20 protein-coding genes are annotated in these 17,955 nt (G+C 62.1%); 15 read left to right on the forward strand and 5 right to left on the reverse strand.

What is annotated here, in order from left to right:
* Position 1: 1 nt before the first annotated feature.
* Positions 2–370, reverse strand: coding sequence for a DUF4870 domain-containing protein (locus HX801_RS16495; RefSeq protein ID WP_003213278.1), 369 nt, complete (start codon positions 368–370; stop codon positions 2–4).
* A gap of 22 nt (positions 371–392) precedes the next feature.
* A complete protein-coding gene (gene rph, locus HX801_RS16500) occupies positions 393–1,115 on the reverse strand; it encodes a ribonuclease PH (protein WP_003213280.1) in 723 nt (240 codons plus the stop codon).
* Positions 1,116–1,332: 217 nt separating this feature from the next.
* Between rph and HX801_RS16505 the strand changes: the two genes are divergently transcribed.
* The 6 genes from HX801_RS16505 to HX801_RS16530 all read left to right on the forward strand — a co-directional run bounded on the left by HX801_RS16505 (position 1,333) and on the right by HX801_RS16530 (position 6,637).
* Complete coding sequence (locus tag HX801_RS16505) at positions 1,333–2,196, forward strand: YicC/YloC family endoribonuclease (RefSeq protein ID WP_008439430.1); 864 nt, start codon at positions 1,333–1,335, stop codon at positions 2,194–2,196.
* An 11-nt stretch (positions 2,197–2,207) separates the two neighbouring features.
* Entirely contained in the window at positions 2,208–2,828 is a 621-nt protein-coding gene (gene gmk, locus HX801_RS16510; RefSeq protein ID WP_177022383.1) for a guanylate kinase, read from the forward strand.
* 167 nt (positions 2,829–2,995) lie between these two features.
* Positions 2,996–3,259, forward strand: coding sequence for a DNA-directed RNA polymerase subunit omega (gene rpoZ, locus HX801_RS16515; RefSeq protein ID WP_003176920.1), 264 nt, complete (start codon positions 2,996–2,998; stop codon positions 3,257–3,259).
* A gap of 60 nt (positions 3,260–3,319) precedes the next feature.
* Positions 3,320–5,425 carry a bifunctional GTP diphosphokinase/guanosine-3',5'-bis pyrophosphate 3'-pyrophosphohydrolase gene (gene spoT / locus HX801_RS16520; RefSeq protein WP_008439435.1) on the forward strand — a complete coding sequence of 702 codons (2,106 nt, stop codon included), beginning with the start codon at positions 3,320–3,322 and terminating at the stop codon, positions 5,423–5,425.
* 24 nt (positions 5,426–5,449) lie between these two features.
* Complete coding sequence (locus tag HX801_RS16525) at positions 5,450–5,830, forward strand: RidA family protein (protein ID WP_003213288.1); 381 nt, start codon at positions 5,450–5,452, stop codon at positions 5,828–5,830.
* 63 nt (positions 5,831–5,893) lie between these two features.
* Positions 5,894–6,637 (forward strand): hypothetical protein, encoded by a 744-nt coding sequence (locus tag HX801_RS16530; protein ID WP_003213290.1) that lies wholly within the window; start codon positions 5,894–5,896, stop codon positions 6,635–6,637.
* A gap of 43 nt (positions 6,638–6,680) precedes the next feature.
* On the opposite strand, the gene HX801_RS16535 is transcribed toward HX801_RS16530, so the two are convergent.
* Positions 6,681–7,532, reverse strand: a complete 852-nt coding sequence (locus HX801_RS16535) for an SDR family oxidoreductase (RefSeq protein ID WP_177022384.1) — start codon at positions 7,530–7,532, stop codon at positions 6,681–6,683.
* A gap of 188 nt (positions 7,533–7,720) precedes the next feature.
* On the opposite strand from HX801_RS16535, the gene exbB reads away from it, so the two are divergent.
* From exbB to HX801_RS16580, 9 genes are all read left to right on the forward strand, one after another.
* A complete protein-coding gene (exbB, locus tag HX801_RS16540; protein WP_177022385.1) occupies positions 7,721–8,707 on the forward strand; it encodes a tonB-system energizer ExbB in 987 nt (328 codons plus the stop codon).
* Between the two features lie 6 nt (positions 8,708–8,713).
* Positions 8,714–9,139 (forward strand): TonB system transport protein ExbD, encoded by a 426-nt coding sequence (gene exbD, locus HX801_RS16545; RefSeq protein WP_003213296.1) that lies wholly within the window; start codon positions 8,714–8,716, stop codon positions 9,137–9,139.
* Positions 9,136–9,885, forward strand: a complete 750-nt coding sequence (locus HX801_RS16550; protein ID WP_003213297.1) for an energy transducer TonB — start codon at positions 9,136–9,138, stop codon at positions 9,883–9,885. Before exbD ends, HX801_RS16550 begins: the two co-directional genes overlap by 4 nt.
* A 168-nt stretch (positions 9,886–10,053) precedes the next feature.
* Positions 10,054–10,389 carry a cupredoxin domain-containing protein gene (locus HX801_RS16555; protein WP_003213299.1) on the forward strand — a complete coding sequence of 112 codons (336 nt, stop codon included), beginning with the start codon at positions 10,054–10,056 and terminating at the stop codon, positions 10,387–10,389.
* Between the two features lie 3 nt (positions 10,390–10,392).
* Positions 10,393–11,211, forward strand: a complete 819-nt coding sequence (locus HX801_RS16560) for an FTR1 family protein (RefSeq protein ID WP_008439439.1) — start codon at positions 10,393–10,395, stop codon at positions 11,209–11,211.
* Between the two features lie 19 nt (positions 11,212–11,230).
* Positions 11,231–11,761 (forward strand): iron transporter, encoded by a 531-nt coding sequence (locus HX801_RS16565; protein WP_087693714.1) that lies wholly within the window; start codon positions 11,231–11,233, stop codon positions 11,759–11,761.
* 114 nt (positions 11,762–11,875) lie between these two features.
* Positions 11,876–12,796: a hydrogen peroxide-inducible genes activator gene (locus HX801_RS16570; RefSeq protein WP_003213305.1), complete on the forward strand. Its 921-nt coding sequence runs from the start codon at positions 11,876–11,878 to the stop codon at positions 12,794–12,796.
* An 8-nt stretch (positions 12,797–12,804) separates the two neighbouring features.
* Complete coding sequence (gene recG / locus HX801_RS16575; protein ID WP_003213306.1) at positions 12,805–14,880, forward strand: ATP-dependent DNA helicase RecG; 2,076 nt, start codon at positions 12,805–12,807, stop codon at positions 14,878–14,880.
* 78 nt (positions 14,881–14,958) lie between these two features.
* A complete protein-coding gene (locus HX801_RS16580; protein WP_008439447.1) occupies positions 14,959–16,359 on the forward strand; it encodes an aminoacyl-tRNA deacylase and HDOD domain-containing protein in 1,401 nt (466 codons plus the stop codon).
* A gap of 135 nt (positions 16,360–16,494) precedes the next feature.
* Here HX801_RS16580 and HX801_RS16585 read toward each other — a convergent pair whose 3' ends face one another.
* Positions 16,495–16,875, reverse strand: a complete 381-nt coding sequence (locus HX801_RS16585; protein WP_008439448.1) for a hypothetical protein — start codon at positions 16,873–16,875, stop codon at positions 16,495–16,497.
* 125 nt (positions 16,876–17,000) lie between these two features.
* Positions 17,001–17,903 (reverse strand): type VI secretion system-associated lipoprotein TagQ, encoded by a 903-nt coding sequence (tagQ, locus tag HX801_RS16590; RefSeq protein WP_177022386.1) that lies wholly within the window; start codon positions 17,901–17,903, stop codon positions 17,001–17,003.
* Positions 17,904–17,955: the final 52 nt, after the last annotated feature.

The following is a 17,955-nucleotide window of genomic DNA, read 5'->3' on the forward strand; positions in this document are numbered from 1 at the left end:
GTTATTTGATCAACCGCAATGTCCACGGATAACGATAAGCCACGCCCTTGTTGGCCTTGATGCCCGCAATGATCGTCATCACCACCGCGCCGATCACCAGCACGGTCATCAACACGAAGCCGATCACGATAAAACCCAGCAGGAAGCAGACCGCCCAGGCAATGCCCACGGTGATCTGGAAATTCAGCGCTTCCTTGCCCTGGTCATCAATGAACGGGTCTGCATCCTTCTTCACCTGCCAAAGAATCAAGGGCCCCAGCAGGCTGCCGAACGGGAACATCAGCCCGAAGAACGCCGCAAAATGACAGAGCATCGCCCACTGGCGAACTTCCTTGGACGGTGTCGGCAGTGGAAGTTGGCTGTCACTCATGGCGTCGCTCCTTGGGATTGAATCAGTCGGCCAATGCGGCGTTCTGCAGTTCGAAGATTTCGGTCATGCCCTTCTGGGCCAGGGCCAGCATGGCATTCAGGTCCGCCGGCTGGAATGGCGCGCCTTCGGCGGTGCCCTGCACTTCAATGAAACCACCGGTGCTGGTCATCACCACGTTCAGGTCGGTCTCGGCAGCCGAATCTTCAAGATAGTCCAGATCCAGCACCGGCTCGCCCTGATACATGCCGACCGATACAGCCGCGATCATCTGCTTGAGCGGATCGCCGCCTTTCAGGCCGCCACGTTTCTTGATGACCTTGAGCGCGTCGACGAGGGCAACCATGGCCCCGGTGATGGAGGCAGTACGGGTACCACCGTCGGCCTGGATCACGTCGCAGTCGACGTACAGGGTCACGTCGCCCAGCTTGGACATGTCCAGGGCTGCACGCAGGGAGCGACCGATCAGGCGCTGGATTTCCAGGGTGCGGCCGCCTTGCTTGCCACGGCTGGCTTCACGCTGGTTACGCTCGCCGGTGGCGCGCGGCAGCATGCCGTATTCGGCGGTCAACCAACCCTGGCCCTGGCCCTTGAGGAAACGCGGCACGCCGTTTTCGACGCTGACGGTGCAGATAACCTTGGTATCGCCAAACTCGACCAGTACAGATCCCTCGGCGTGTTTGGTGTAGTTGCGGGTGATGCGGATCGAGCGGAGCTGATCGGCAGCGCGACCACTTGGACGTTTCATAGGGGATACCTGTACGGAGGACGAAAAACTGCCGAGCATTATAGAGCCGCCAGCCCTGATCGGCACGGCTAAAAAATCCTGTTACAAACCCGGGCACCGAAGCCACTGTTTGGGGCCACCCGTCCCCTTGAGCTACAATCCTGCGCCTTCGCAGCCTGTCGGCTTCAATCTACCCATCAGCCCGCCTGTTTGCGGGACTGCATCGCGAGGTACCTCCATGGTGCACAGCATGACCGCCTTCGCCCGCGTCGAAAAAGCCGGCGTCCAAGGCACCCTGAGCTGGGAATTGCGCTCGGTCAACAGCCGCTACCTGGAGCCGCACCTGCGCCTGCCGGAATCGTTTCGCGACCTCGAAGGCGCGGTTCGTGAGGCACTGCGCCAGGGCATTTCCCGCGGCAAGCTGGAATGCACCCTGCGCTTTACCGAGGAAACCACCGGCAAGCCGTTGCAGGTGGATCGCGAACGCGCCGCGCAATTGGTCGCCGCCGCCGAAACCATCGCCGGCCTGATCAAGCAGCCTGCCGCCATCAACCCGCTGGAAGTCCTGGCCTGGCCCGGCGTGCTGGTGGCCGACGCCACTGACCCACAGGCGTTGAACGCCGAGGCGCTGGCCCTGTTCAACCAGGGCTTGAAAGAACTCAAGGCCGGCCGCGAGCGTGAAGGGGCCGAACTGGCCCGCCTGATCAGCGACCGCCTGACCTCCATTGAAGAAGACGTGGTGACCCTGCGCGAACTGGTGCCGCAGATGCTTGCCACCCAGCGCCAGAAGGTCCTGGACCGCTTCGCCGACATGCAGGCCGAACTGGATCCGGTGCGCCTGGAGCAGGAGATGGTCCTGCTGGCACAAAAGAGCGACGTTGCCGAAGAGCTCGACCGCCTGAGCACCCACATTCTGGAAGTGCGCCGCGTGCTCAAGTCCGCCGGTGCCGCCGGTCGGCGCCTGGACTTCCTGATGCAGGAACTCAACCGCGAAGCCAATACACTGGGCTCCAAAGCCTTTGATCCGCGCAGCACCCAGGCGGCGGTCAACCTCAAAGTGTTGATCGAGCAAATGCGCGAACAAGTACAGAATATCGAGTAAGGCACCCTGACATGACCCACAGCACCGGCACCCTGTACATCATTTCCGCCCCATCGGGCGCGGGCAAAAGCAGCCTGGTCAAGGCCCTGACCGACGCTGACGAGCAGATCCGCATCTCGGTGTCCCACACCACCCGCACCATGCGCCCGGGTGAAGTGAACGGCGTGCACTACCACTTCGTCGAGCGCACCGAGTTCGTCAAGATGATCGAGCACGGTGATTTCCTGGAGCGCGCCGAGGTCTTCGGCAACCTCTACGGAACCTCCCAAAGCCACCTGCAGCAGACCCTGGACGAAGGCCACGACCTGATCCTGGAAATCGACTGGCAGGGCGCCGAGCAAGTGCGCCAGCTGATGCCCAAAGCCCGCTCGATCTTCATCCTGCCGCCTTCGCTGGAAGCATTGCACCAGCGCCTGACCAATCGTGGCCAGGACAGCGACGAGATCATCGAAGGTCGCATGCGTGAAGCCGTCAGTGAAATGAGCCACTACGTCGACTACGACTACCTGATCATCAACGACGATTTCGCTCACGCGCTGGACGATCTGAAAGCGATTTTCCGCGCCAATCAGCTCCAGCAAAAGCGTCAGCAGCAGCGTTTCGGCAAATTATTGGCCGAACTGCTCGGCTGATTGGCTCTTCCCAAAACCGCTGCAGGGGCTTTACATTGGCACTTGTAGCGCGTTTGCGATGGCCTGCGAAAAATCAGCGCTTCCCTAAACGCTGGTGATTTTTTAAACTGTTCAGTCCGCTCGCCCAACCGGGCAGCGCGCATATTGCATTCGCTCCGAGGAATACCATGGCCCGCGTAACCGTTGAAGACTGCCTAGAACACGTGGATAACCGCTTTGAGCTGGTCATGCTCTCTACCAAGCGTGCCCGTCAACTGGCCACTGGCGGCAAAGAGCCCCTGGTCCAGTGGGAAAACGACAAGCCTACCGTTGTAGCCCTGCGTGAAATCGCTGAAGGCCTGATGAGCTACGAGTTCATCGCCAACGCCGAAATCGTTGAAGACGAACCGCTGTTTGCAGCGTTCGAGGACGAGTCCAACGAGGCCGTCTAAGCCTATGCCTGGTCGACGTAGCACGGCGCGGGGTCACAGCCAACGGCAGGAGTTAATACTTTGCCGAGCATAGACGCCCTCGCCGATCGCTTATCGACCTACCTCGGCCCAGACCAGGTCAACCTGGTCCGCCGAGCGTATTTCTACGCCGAACAAGCCCACGACGGACAACGCCGCCGCAGTGGCGAGGCGTATGTCACGCATCCTCTTGCCGTGGCCAATATTCTTGCCGACATGCACATGGACCATCAGAGCCTGATGGCCGCGATGCTGCATGACGTGATCGAAGACACCGGCATTGCCAAGGAAGCGCTCAGTGCGCAATTTGGCGAAACCGTGGCCGAACTGGTCGACGGGGTCAGCAAACTGACCCAGATGAACTTCGAGACCAAGGCCGAAGCCCAGGCGGAAAACTTCCAGAAGATGGCCATGGCCATGGCCCGGGACATCCGGGTGATCCTGGTCAAGCTGGCCGACCGGCTGCACAACATGCGCACGCTGGAAGTGCTGTCCGGTGAAAAACGCCGGCGCATCGCCAAGGAAACCCTGGAAATCTACGCGCCCATCGCCAACCGGCTGGGCATGCACGCCATTCGTATCGAGTTCGAAGACCTCGGCTTCAAGGCCATGCACCCGATGCGTTCCGCGCGCATCTACCAGGCAGTGAAACGCGCCCGGGGCAATCGCAAGGAAATCGTCAACAAGATCGAAGAATCCCTTAGCCATTGCCTGGCGATCGATGAGATCGAGGGCGAGGTCAGCGGCCGGCAGAAACACATCTACGGCATCTACAAGAAGATGCGCGGCAAGCGCCGGGCCTTCAACGAGATCATGGACGTGTACGCGTTCCGGATCATCGTCGACAAGGTCGATACCTGCTACCGCGTGCTGGGTGCTGTACATAATTTGTACAAGCCCCTGCCCGGACGCTTCAAGGATTACATCGCGATTCCCAAGGCCAACGGCTACCAGTCGCTGCATACCACGCTGTTCGGTATGCACGGGGTGCCGATCGAGATCCAGATCCGCACCCGCGAAATGGAAGAGATGGCCAACAACGGCATCGCCGCCCATTGGCTGTACAAATCCACCGGCGACGAGCAGCCAAAAGGCACCCATGCCCGCGCCCGCCAGTGGGTCAAGGGCGTGCTGGAAATGCAGCAACGTGCCGGCAACTCCCTGGAATTTATCGAAAGCGTGAAGATCGACCTGTTCCCGGACGAGGTCTACGTGTTCACGCCCAAAGGCCGGATCATGGAGCTGCCCAAAGGCTCCACGGCGGTCGACTTTGCCTACGCGGTGCACACCGACGTGGGTAACAGCTGCATAGCCTGTCGGATCAATCGTCGACTGGCCCCGCTGTCGGAACCGCTGCAAAGCGGCTCCACGGTGGAGATCGTCAGCGCACCGGGCGCGCGCCCGAACCCGGCATGGCTCAACTTCGTGGTCACCGGCAAGGCTCGCACCCACATCCGTCACGCCCTGAAACTGCAACGCCGTTCCGAGTCCATCAGCCTGGGCGAACGCCTGCTGAACAAGGTGCTCAACGGCTTCGACAGCTCACTGGACAAGATCCCGGCCGAACGCGTGCAGGCGATGTTGCACGAGTACCGCCAGGAACTGATCGAAGACTTGCTGGAAGACATCGGCCTGGGCAACCGCATGGCCTATGTGGTCGCGCGCCGCCTGCTGGGCGAAGGCGAACAGTTGCCAAGCCCCGAAGGCCCGCTGGCGATTCGCGGCACCGAAGGCCTGGTGCTCAGCTACGCCAAGTGCTGCACGCCGATCCCTGGCGACCCGATTGTCGGCCATTTGTCTGCGGGCAAAGGCATGGTGGTGCACCTGGACAACTGCCGCAACATCAGTGAAATCCGCCACAACCCCGAGAAATGCATCCAGCTTTCGTGGGCAAAGGATGTCACCGGCGAATTCAACGTCGAGCTGCGAGTCGAGCTGGAACACCAGCGCGGCCTGATCGCCCTGCTGGCCAGCAGCGTGAACGCGGCCGACGGCAATATCGAGAAAATCAGCATGGACGAACGCGATGGCCGCATCAGCGTGGTCCAACTGGTGGTCAGCGTGCACGATCGCGTGCACCTGGCCCGCGTGATCAAGAAACTGCGCGCCCTGACCGGGGTCATCCGCATCACCCGCATGCGCGCCTAGCCCACCCATTACAAGGAGTCATTCATGACCAAGACTGTTATCACCAGCGACAAGGCACCAGCAGCAATCGGTACTTATTCCCAGGCGATCAAGGCGGGCAATACCGTCTACATGTCCGGCCAGATTCCACTGGACCCAAAAACCATGGAGCTGGTTGAAGGCTTTGAAGCCCAGACCATCCAGGTCTTCGAAAACCTGAAGTCGGTTGCCGAAGCTGCGGGCGGTTCGTTCAAGGACATCGTCAAACTGAACATCTTCCTCACCGACCTGAGCCACTTCGCCAAGGTCAACGAGATCATGGGCAAATACTTCGAACAGCCGTACCCTGCCCGCGCCGCCATCGGCGTTGCCGCCCTGCCAAAGGGCGCGCAGGTTGAGATGGACGCCATTCTGGTCATCGAGTAAAACATCCGGCGCAGCGCTTCCACGGGAAGGCTGCGCCGAATTGGTTCTTGGAAGGATTTCGTAATGCGCAAAGCGCTCGTTGCCTCTTCGTTGCTCGCCCTGTTGCTCGGCGGCTGCGCCAGCAATCCCGCCGACCTGGATGTGAGCGGCACCTGGATCAACCAGGCCGCCATCGACGCGGCAGCCAAGGGCGGCCCTTTGCGTGAAGCCCTGCAGAGCTATGGTCCGAACCTCGAATGGGAGGTGAACACCAAAGCGTCCCAGGCCCGCTACTACAACGGTTTTGAAGTAGCTGAAGGCAAATTGCTGGGTGAAAAATCCGGCGCCTGGAGTGTCGATTTCTACGGCAGCTCCGCCACTGAACTCAAGCGTAAAGGCAAGCTGCTGCTGCAAGGGGCCAATGATAACGAGCCCGAGCAACTGTTCGCCCGTGCCAAGGATCCAGCCCCCGAAGGCGCGCCACTGGGTGCCAACTTCGAACGCACCCTGTACGCCGCCTACATGGGCGGCACCTGGAAAATCAGCAGCGGCACTGGCGAAGGCGCCACCGTACAGTTCCAGGCCAATGGCCAGGTAACCGGCTTGCCCGGCGCTGATCAGTACTCGCTGTGCCTGGCGGGCGATTGCGCCTCCATGAGCGGCGGCTACGACAGTATCTGGCTACAGTTGAACGGCCAGGGCAACCCGTGGATCTTTGCGCGCAAGGGCAAGCAACTGGAGATCTTCCAGGCGATCAACACCGCCCAGGCCGACGAGGTACCCTCGTTCACCCCCGGGCCACGACAGTGGTTGCTGGAAAAACAGTGACGCAAAAAAGGAGCCCTCAGGCTCCTTTTTCTTCAAGCCGCGATCAACCCTCCAGGATCGCCGTATACCCTTCGCGATAACTCGGATAACGCGGCACCCAGCCCAACGCCTTGGCCCGGGCGTTGCTGCACTGCTTGCTACCGGCGCGTCGCACGCTGGCGTTCTCGGCCCATTCGGTCACGCCAAGGTACTCGCGCAACCAGGCAACCACCTCGGCCAGCGGGGCCGGAGCATCGTCAACGCCGATGTAGCACTTATCCAGCACACCGCCCTGCTCCACGTGCTGCAGCAAAAACGCGAGCAAGCCCGCCGCGTCATCGGCGTGAATCCGGTTGCCATATAAAGGCGGATCAATCGCCACGCGATAGCCCTGGCGCACTTGGCTCAACAACCACTCCCGACCTGGACCATAAATCCCGGTAAGGCGCACGACACTGGCGGGAATGCCGCTATCCAACGCCACTTGCTCGGCTTCCAGCATGACTTGGCCGGAATAACCGCCTGCCTTGGTCTCGGAGCTTTCGTCGACCCACTCACCGTTCTGCTGCCCATACACACTGCTGCTGGACACAAACAGCAGGTGCCTGGGCTCCTGGCCGTAGTCGTTCAGCCACTCCAGCACATGCCGCAATCCTTGCACGTATGCCGCACGATAGCCCGCCTCGTCGTGATCGGTGGCGGCCGCGCAATACACCAGGTAATCCACCCCGCCCACCGGCCAGGTATCGGGGCAGTCTTCATTGAACAGGTCACCGGCAATCCCGATAACGCCCTTGGGAAGGCGCGAAATATCCCGCCGCAGGCCATGAACCTCCCAGCCCTGGGCCAGCAATTGGGTGGCCAGACGGCTACCGACATCGCCGCAACCGGCAATCACCACAGAAGGCGCAGACATCACAAAACTCCGTTCTTAAAGGTTAAGGTTAGCCCCCGCAGATGACCAGCGGCCAGCAAAACGACAAATAAAGTAACTGTATTACTTCTGTTAACAAGAATTACTTGCAATAATAACCGCCCATTTGTCCTCGACCCGTTACGGTCTGGAAGGACGCTCACTCATTTTTTCTCTCAGGTCCGGCCAGCATGACACGCAATACATCCCCCGCTTCGCCAACCAAGCCTCACAGCCCATCCCGCGCCTGGCGTGCGATTGCTGCAGTGCTGTTCAGCGTCCTGCTGGCACCGACCGCCGCGTTCGCCGACAACACCGCGCCGGCCGCCCCGCCTGCAGCGAGCGCGCCAGCTACAGAGCAAAACGCTCCTGCGCCAGCCGCTGCACCGGCCGCGACCGACCCGGCCCTGGCCGCCGAAGGCGCACCGGCTGACGATTCCGGCGTCGTGCTGGAAGAAGACAACAGCCTGGGCATGGCCCACGACCTGTCGCCGTGGGGCATGTACCAGAACGCTGACATCATCGTGAAGATCGTGATGATCGGCCTGGCCATCGCTTCGATCATCACCTGGACCATCTGGATCGCCAAGGGCTTCGAACTGCTGGGCGCCAAGCGTCGCCTGCGCACTGAAATCGTCCACCTGAAAAAAGCCACCACCCTGAAAGAAGCCAGCGAAAGCGCGGCGAAGAAGGGCACCCTGGCGCACCTGCTGGTTCACGACGCACTCGAAGAGATGCGCCTGTCGGCCAACACCCGTGAAAAGGAAGGCATCAAGGAACGCGTCAGTTTCCGTCTTGAGCGCCTGGTTGCCGCCTGCGGTCGCAACATGAGCAACGGCACCGGCGTGCTGGCCACCATCGGTTCCACCGCGCCCTTCGTCGGCCTGTTCGGTACCGTGTGGGGCATCATGAACAGCTTCATCGGCATCGCCAAAACCCAGACCACCAACCTCGCCGTCGTGGCGCCCGGCATCGCCGAAGCCCTGCTGGCAACCGCACTGGGCCTGGTTGCCGCGATTCCTGCGGTGGTGATCTACAACGTCTTCGCCCGTTCGATCGCCGGCTACAAGGCGCAGGTGTCGGACGCTTCGGCAGAAGTCCTGTTGCTGGTCAGCCGTGACCTCGATCACCTGCCTACCGAGCGCAGCTCGCAATCGCACATGGTGAAAGTGGGGTAATCGGCCATGGGCCTGCATTTGAATCAAGGCGACGACGAGCTCGTCGAGAACCACGAAATCAACGTCACGCCGTTTATCGACGTGATGCTGGTGCTGCTGATCATCTTCATGGTGGCAGCACCGTTGGCCACCGTGGATATCAAGGTCGACCTGCCCGCTTCCAGCGCGAAACCTGCGCCGCGGCCGGAGAAACCGATATTCCTCAGCGTGAAGGCGGACCAGCGTCTGTTCCTGGGCGAAGAAGAAGTCAAATCCGACACCCTGGGCGCGGTGCTCGACGCCAAGACCCAGGGCAAGAAAGACACGACCATCTTCTTCCAGGCCGACAAGGGCGTGGACTACGGCGACCTGATGAGCGTGATGGATGCCCTGCGGGCGGCCGGCTACCTCAAGGTAGGCCTGGTCGGACTTGAGACGGCAGCCAAGAAATGATCACGACGCGCCACAAACTGACGCGTTATGGCACCAGCCTCGCCGTCGTGCTGGGCGTCCACGCCGTCGCGATCATCATCGCGCTCCAGTGGTCGGCGCCACATATGGTCCAGCTGCCTCCGGCCGCCATGGTCATCGACCTGGCACCGATGCCGGCGCCACCACCTCCGGCCCCGCCGAAGGTGATCACGCCGCCACAGCCGCCTGCGCCAGTCGAAGAGCTGCCATTGCCGAAACTGGCCGAGGCACCTAAGCCGACGATCCAGGTGCCAAAGCCGGTCAAGCCCAAGCCAAAACCACAGCCGCCCAAGCCTGTGGAGAAGAAGCCCGATCCGCCCAAGGAAAAACCTTCCGAAGAGCCGCCGAGCGAAACTCCGCAGAACAACGCGCCTACGGAAAAATCCGCCCAGCCACAACCGGGCCCTTCACCGCAGCAGATCGCGGCCAAGGCCACCTGGGAAAGTACCCTGCTGGGCCACCTGCAGAAGTACAAGAAGTACCCGCCGGGCGCCCAGGCGCGTGGCAAGGAAGGCCTGAACCGCCTGCGTTTCGTGGTGGATGCCGATGGCAACGTGCTGTCCTACGAACTGGTGGGCCGCTCCGGCAACGCCGACCTGGACCGCGCCACCCTCGACATGATCCGTCGTGCCCAGCCGCTGCCCAAGCCGCCGGCCGACATGTTGAAAGGCGGGAGCATCGAGATCGTTGCACCGTTCGTTTACAACATCGAAAAACGTCGCCGCTAACCCCCACCGTGGGCACTCTCGGGTGCCCACGGCTGTTGCTCCCTCCCCCGCGCATCACCGCAACCTGAACCAGGCTTGAACGAGTCAACACCTAACTCGATCTTCACTTGTAACACTTAAAGACAACGCTAATTATCCGCGAATAGTTCTCATTAGCGGACATTCGGCATGCCCAACCTTGCCCGGCTGGCTCTCCTCCTACTGGCTTTACCCGTCGCTGCACAGGCGGATCAGCTGGTCACCCTGGTCATTCAGAACCACACCTTCAGCCCCTCGACGTTCGAGGTGCCGGCCGGTGAGCGCTTTCGCATTCAACTCACCAGCCACGATGAAAGCGTCGACGAGTTCGAAAGCTACGACATGAAATTCGAAAAAATCATCGTCCCCGGCAACACCATCACGGTGTTTGCCGGCCCACTGCATCCCGGCACCTACACCTTCTTCGATGACTACCACCCCGACCAGGCCAAAGGCACGGTCACCGCCGTCGCGGCCAAGGAGTAAGCCATGCTGGCCTGTCTGTTGATCGTGTTTCGAGAAGTGCTGGAAGCCGGGATTGTGGTGGGCATCGTGATGGCCGCCACCCAGGGCCTGGCAAGACGTGGGCTGTTCATTGGCGGCGGAATCGCAGCCGGCGTGCTCGGTGCCGGCATCCTCGCACTATTTACCGGCGCAATTACCCAGGCGCTGCAGGGCTTTGGCCAGGAGATTTTCAACGCAGCCATCCTGGTGGTCGCCGTAGTCATGCTGGGCTGGCACAACTTATGGATGGCCAGTCATGGTCGCGAGCTGGCGACCCAACTGCGCAGCGCCGGCAATTCAGTACTCAAGGGTGAAAAATCACTCTGGGCCCTGGCCGTGGTCATCACCGTGGCCGTGCTGCGCGAAGGCTCGGAAATCGTGCTGTTCCTCTATGGCATCGCCGCATCCAGCCAGACAGACCCACTGTCGATGCTGGCCGGCGGCGTGCTCGGCATCGTCGCCGGCGCCGCGCTGTCCTGGCTGATGTACCGCGGCCTGGTCGCCATCAGCCTCAAGCGCCTGTTCTCGATTACCGGCTGGATGATCGCCTTGCTTGCCGCCGGCATGGCTGGCCGGGCCGCCGCGATCCTCGCCGGTATCGACCTGATTCCCGCCTGGGGCTACCAGCTCTGGGACACCTCCTGGCTGGTCTCCGATGGCAGCCTCACCGGCCGCGCATTGACCGCGCTGGTGGGCTACACCGACCGACCTCTGGGCGTTCAATTGGTGGCGTGGCTCGTCACCCTCTCGCTCCTGGTGCTGGGTAACCGTTTACTGCATTCACGCCCGACACAATCACATTAACCGCCCCAGGAGCCCCACCATGAAACACCTGCGCAACCCCTTCGCCGCCGCACTGCTGCTCGTCAGCGCCGTGGCCGCTTCCTCCCTCGCCCAAGCACGCGAATACCCGATTGGCGGACCGGTGCAGATCAATGACATGGAGATCGCCTCCTCGTACCTGGTGGGCATCGAAATGGCGCCCATGCCGCCAGGCATGGTGATGAGCAAGGACTCGGTACACCTTGAGACCGATGTGCACGCCACCGCCGACAACAAATACGGCCTGTCCAACGGTGAGTGGGTGCCCTACCTGACCATCAGCTACTCACTGGTCAAGGAGGGCTCGCCCGACTACAAGGAAATCGGCACGCTGTTGCCGATGGTGGCCAAAGACGGCGCCCACTACGCCAACAACGTGAAAATGGACGGCCCCGGCACCTACACCGTGGTGTTGCGCTATGAAAGCCCACAGATCAAGGGCTTCTTCCACCATGTAGACAAGGAAACCGGCGTGCCTGAATGGTGGGCTCCCTTCACCGAAACCTTCACCTTCAAGTACCCGCAAAAGTGAAATACGGGGCGGCGATACCCGATTAACCGGTGTCGCGGCCCCTACGCTGTCTGATAACGTGCGTCTATCGATTGCAGCCGGTATGCTTGGCCCGCAACCTCATGGACGCCCGCTATGACTCTTACAGAATTACGCTACATCGTTACCCTCGCCCAAGAGCAGCACTTCGGCCACGCGGCCGAGCGTTGCCACGTCAGCCAGCCGACGCTGTCGGTGGGTGTGAAGAAGCTTGAAGACGAACTCGGTGTGCTGATTTTCGAGCGCAGCAAAAGCGCCGTGCGCCTGACGCCCGTCGGCGAAGGCATCGTCGCCCAGGCCCAGAAGGTTCTGGAACAGGCCCAAAGCATTCGCGAGCTGGCCCAGGCCGGCAAGAACCAGCTGACCGCCCCGCTGAAAGTCGGCGCCATCTACACCGTCGGCCCGTACCTGTTCCCGCACTTGATTCCGCAACTGCACCGCGTCGCGCCGCAGATGCCGCTGTATATCGAAGAAAACTTCACCCACGTGCTGCGCGACAAACTGCGCAACGGCGAGCTGGACGCGATCATCATCGCCCTGCCGTTCAACGAGGCGGATGTGCTGACGCTGCCGCTCTACGATGAGCCGTTCTACGTGCTGATGCCAGCGTCCCACCCATGGACGCAGAAAGACACCATCGACGCGGGCCTGCTCAACGACAAGAGCCTGCTGTTGCTGGGCGAAGGCCATTGCTTCCGCGACCAGGTGCTGGAAGCCTGCCCGACCCTGACCAAGGGCAACGACGGCGCCAAGCACACCACCGTGGAGTCCAGCTCCCTGGAAACCATTCGCCATATGGTCGCCTCCGGACTGGGTATCTCGATCCTGCCGCTGTCGGCGGTCGACAGCCATCACTACGCTCCCGGCGTGATCGCCGTGCGCCCACTGACGCCGCCGGTACCGTTCCGCACCGTGGCGATTGCCTGGCGTGCGAGCTTCCCGCGTCCGAAAGCGATTGAAATCCTCGCCGACTCGATCCGCCTGTGTTCGGTGGCCAAGCCGCCTGCTGCGAGCTAAGTAACGGTATGACTGAGCTGTCGCAGGTGTCGGTGACGGCACTCAAGGGTGTCGGGGAGGCCATGGCCGAGAAGTTGGCCAAGGTCGGGCTGGAAAATCTCCAGGACGTGCTGTTCCACCTGCCCCTGCGTTACCAGGACCGCACCCGCGTGGTGCCCATCGGCCACTTGCGCCCTGGGCAGGACGCCGTGGTTGAAGGCACCGTCAGCGGCGCCGACGTGGTCATGGGCAAGCGCCGCAGTTTGGTCGTGCGCCTGCAAGACGGCACCGGCGGCCTGAGCCTGCGCTTCTACCACTTCAGCAACGCCCAGAAGGAAGGCCTCAAGCGTGGTACCCGCGTGCGCTGCTACGGCGAAGCCCGGCCCGGTGCTTCGGGGCTGGAAATCTATCACCCGGAATACCGCGCGATTACCGGCGACGAACCGCCGCCGGTAGACACCACCCTCACGCCAATTTACCCGCTCACCGAGGGCCTGACCCAGCAGCGCTTGCGCCAACTGTGCATGCAGACTCTGACGATGCTCGGGCCAAAAAGCCTGCCCGACTGGCTGCCCCAGGAACTGGCGCGCGACTATCAACTGGCGCCGCTGGATGATGCGATCCGCTACCTGCATCACCCACCCGCCGACGCCGACGTCGACGAGTTGGCTCTCGGGCATCACTGGGCCCAGCATCGCCTGGCGTTCGAAGAACTGCTGACCCATCAACTGTCCCAGCAGCGCCTGCGCGAGAGCATGCGTTCGCTGCGCGCGCCGGCCATGCCCAAGGCCAAGCGCCTGCCTGCGCAATACCTGGCCAACCTGGGGTTTGCACCGACGGGCGCCCAGCAACGGGTCGGCAATGAAATCGCCTACGACCTGAGCCAGAAAGAACCGATGCTGCGGCTGATCCAGGGTGACGTGGGCGCGGGTAAAACCGTGGTCGCCGCCCTCGCCGCGTTGCAGGCCCTCGAAGCCGGCTATCAGGTTGCACTGATGGCGCCTACCGAGATTCTTGCCGAACAGCACTTCATCACCTTCAAGCGCTGGCTCGAACCGCTGGGCCTGGAAGTCGCGTGGCTGGCCGGCAAGCTCAAGGGCAAGAACCGCGTAGCCGCCCTGGAGCAGATCGCCGCCGGCGCCCCGATGGTGGTGGGCACCCACGCGTTGTTCCAGGACGAAGTGAAGTTCAAGAATCTGGCGCTGGTGATCATCGACGAACAGCACCGCTTCGGTGTGCAGCAGCGCCTGGCCCTGCGCCAGAAAGGCGTGGGCGGCCGCATGAGCCCGCACCAGTTGATCATGACCGCCACACCGATCCCACGCACCCTGGCCATGAGCGCCTACGCCGACCTCGACACTTCGATCCTCGACGAACTGCCGCCGGGCCGAACGCCGGTCAACACCGTGCTGGTCACCGACACCCGCCGCGTCGAAGTCATCGAACGGGTACGCGGCGCCTGCGCCGAAGGCCGTCAGGCGTATTGGGTGTGCACGCTGATCGAAGAATCCGAAGAGCTGACCTGCCAGGCCGCCGAAACCACCTATGAAGACCTCACCAGCGCCTTGGGTGAACTCAAGGTCGGGCTGATTCACGGTCGCATGAAGCCGGTGGAAAAGGCCGCGGTAATGGCCGAGTTCAAGGCCGGCAACCTGCAATTGCTGGTGGCGACCACGGTGATCGAAGTCGGCGTCGACGTCCCCAACGCCAGCCTGATGATCATCGAGAACCCCGAGCGCCTGGGCCTAGCGCAACTGCATCAATTGCGCGGCCGCGTCGGCCGGGGCAGCGCCGCCAGCCACTGTGTGCTGCTGTACCACCCGCCGCTGTCGCAGATCGGTCGCCAGCGCCTGGGGATCATGCGCGAAACCAACGACGGCTTCGTGATCGCCGAAAAAGACCTCGAACTGCGCGGCCCCGGCGAGATGCTCGGCACCCGCCAGACCGGCCTGCTGCAATTCAAGGTCGCCGACCTGATGCGCGATGCCGACTTGCTGCCCGCCGTGCGCGACGCGGCCCAGGCGTTACTGGAGCGTTGGCCGGAACACGTCAGCCCGCTGCTGGATCGCTGGCTGAGACATGGGCAGCAATACGGCCAAGTGTGACGGCTGACTCACTTAGACAACCCTCACTGGTATCAAGCTGGTTATACTCCAATGACTGTAGGAAATTGGATTCAGGCCATGTCAGAAGTTGCCCTCGCCACAGCCCCACCGACTGCACCCTCGGTGATTCGGACGCTGCTTGCAAAGCTCGCCATCAGCTACACGGAAGTTACCGAACGCCCCGGCCTGAACCCGGCGCAGAAGGTTCAAGCCGTACTGCTCGATGATGCCGTGGGTGCACTCATGGTGCTGTTTCCACAGAACCAGTTGCTGGACCTTAATCGCCTCGCCGAGCTCACCGGTCGGCGCCTCACGGCGGTGTCGCCGGAGCGCCTGGAGCGCATGCTCGGCAAGCACAGCCTGAGCCTGCTGCCCGGCCTGCCGCCGCTGACCAGCTCTCCCTGCCTCTACGAAGAAAGCCTGTTGCGTGAGCCGACCGTGCTGGTGCACTCGGGCGAAGCCGGGCTGCTGCTGGAGATTTCCAGCGACGCGTTCAAGAGCATGCTGACCAAGGCCAGCGCCGCGCATTTCGGCGAGCCGCTGAGCAACATCCGGCCAAACCTGGATCGCCCCAATGACGACCGCGAGGAAATCACCCAGGCGATGCAGGCGTTCACCGCCCGCCGTATCCAGCAGCGCCTGGAAGCCACCATCGAAATTCCACCGCTGGCCGATACCGCGCAAAAGATCATCAAGCTGCGGGTCGACCCCAACGCCACCATCGACGACATCACCGGCGTGGTCGAAACCGACCCGGCCCTGGCCGCCCAGGTGGTGAGTTGGGCCGCGTCGCCCTACTACGCCTCGCCGGGCAAGATCCGCTCGGTGGAAGACGCCATCGTGCGCGTGCTGGGCTTTGACCTGGTGATCAACCTCGCACTCGGCCTGGCCCTGGGCAAGACCTTGAGCCTGCCCAAGGACCACCCGCAACAGGCCACGCCGTACTGGCACCAGTCGATCTACACCGCCGCCGTCATCGAAGGCCTGACCCGCGCCATGCCCCGCGCCCAGCGCCCGGAAGCCGGCCTGACGTACCTCGCCGGCCTGCTGCACAATTTCGGCTACCTGTTGCTGGCCCACGTCTTCCCGCCGCACTTCTCACTGATCTGCCGGCACCTGGAGGTCAACCCGCACCTGTGCCACAGCTACATCGAGCAGCATCTGCTGGGCATCAGCCGCGAGCAGATTGGTGCGTGGTTGATGCGCTATTGGGACATGCCGGACGAACTGTCCACCGCCCTGCGCTTCCAGCACGACCCGACCTACGACGGCCAATATGCGGAATACCCGAACCTGGTGTGCCTGGCCGTGCGCTTGCTGCGCAGCCGCGGCATCGGCTCGGGGCCGGATGAATCCATCCCGGACGAACTGCTTGAGCGCCTGGGGCTGACCCGGGACAAGGCAGAGGACGTGGTGAGCAAGGTGCTGGACGCGGAAACGTTGTTGCGCGAGTTGGCTTCGCAGTTCAGCCAGGGATAAATCGGGCGCCTGTTACACCGTATTCGCGAGCAAGCCCGCTCCCACATTCGACCGAGTTCCAACTTTGGAATGGGATTGAATGTGGGAGCGGGCTTGCTCGCGAATGCAGGCGACGCAGTATTGCTGAAGACCCCCCTAGCCTTTGGGCTTTTTCTTCGGCTTCAAATACTTGGTCAACCCCTGGAACCAGATCACCAGCGCCGGGTTGCCCTTGATCTGGATCGACTTGTCCTGAATCCCCGTCATGAACGCCAGTTGCTTGTTCTTCGCCTGCATCGTGGCGAAGCCGTAGGCGGCGTCTTTGAAGGCGATGGCAAACGCAGGCGCGGGATGAACACCCGAGCGGCTGGTAATGCGCTGGTCTTTGACGATGAAGTGACGGGCAACCTTGCCGTCGAGGGTCTGCAACTGGAACGCCAGGTCCTTGTCACCCAACTGCTGCTGGAACGCAGGGTTGGTGCGGCTGGCTTTGCCCATCAACAGGCCAAGCATCCAGAGAAGAAAACGAAATTTCATGCACACGGCCTCAGTGTAATTATTGGGTGGCCGCAGCAGTTTAACGATTTGTGCAAATAACGCTACCGATCTCCCGTTTTAGCAGGAGATCGGCTGGCGTTTAACGCTTATAGCAACAACTTTCCTCAGACGTTAGGGCAAGGAACCGGTGCCCAGTCCGCCAGGTTCGGATCACGGCAAGTGCCTTCGATCTGCGCTTTACCGGCGCTGGCAACCTGCTTGCTTTCAGCTTGTTTGGTCTGGGCGGTCTGGATGGTTTTCTCGGTGGNNGGCAGTACCGGCTTTTTCGCGACTTTTACCGGCTTCTTGCCTTTGGCTGGCGTCACCACCGGCGTGGTATCGGCAGTCGCAACAGTGACCACGTCAGCACGTTGTACGCCCACTTGTTGCAGATCCTGCTCGTACGCCTGGGTGTAGTTGTTCAGGTCTTCGCTGGCCTTGCCGTTCACCGCGACGATCAGGTCGTTGGACTCTTTCAGGCCCGAGACGATTTCTGCCAGGCGCTTGCGGCCTTCAACGTCGTTGACGGTCTTGGCCTTGCGGTCGGCCACCAGCTTGGTGAACGCGCTCTGGTAGCACTGCTGGGACGCCTTGGCGTACGCGGTGCTGCGGTCGATGTCGGAGGCACGCTTGTTGACGTCGGTGGCGTAGGAGGCGATGCGCTGGTTGTCATCGGTGATCTGCTTCTGGCGCTCGGTGTAGTAACCCGCAGCACCACCGGCCAGGGCGCCGCCCGCTGCACCGATGGCAGCGTTGCGGCCACGCTTGTCGGAGTCGCCGGTCAGGGCGCCCAGCAAAGCACCACCGGCCGCACCCAGGGCGGCGCCGGTTACCACCGACTTGGTCAGGTCCGAATCGGTAGCACGCAGGTGCTGCACCGGCTCGTAGCAGTTCGGGTAGTACTCGACCTTGGTGGTCGAGGCGACCTTGTTGGTCGGCGACGTTGCGCAACCGGTCAGCACCGTGCTGAAGCCTGCGGCAATCAGCAGCAGATGACGCTTGGAAACCGCCTTACGGGAAAAAATCATCGTTGTGTTCTCTTTTAAGTTTGACTTGCCCAGCGCGGCCCACCGCCGCCTG

The organism is Pseudomonas sp. G1002, assembly GCF_013385455.1.
Taxonomy (GTDB): Bacteria; Pseudomonadota; Gammaproteobacteria; order Pseudomonadales; family Pseudomonadaceae; genus Aquipseudomonas.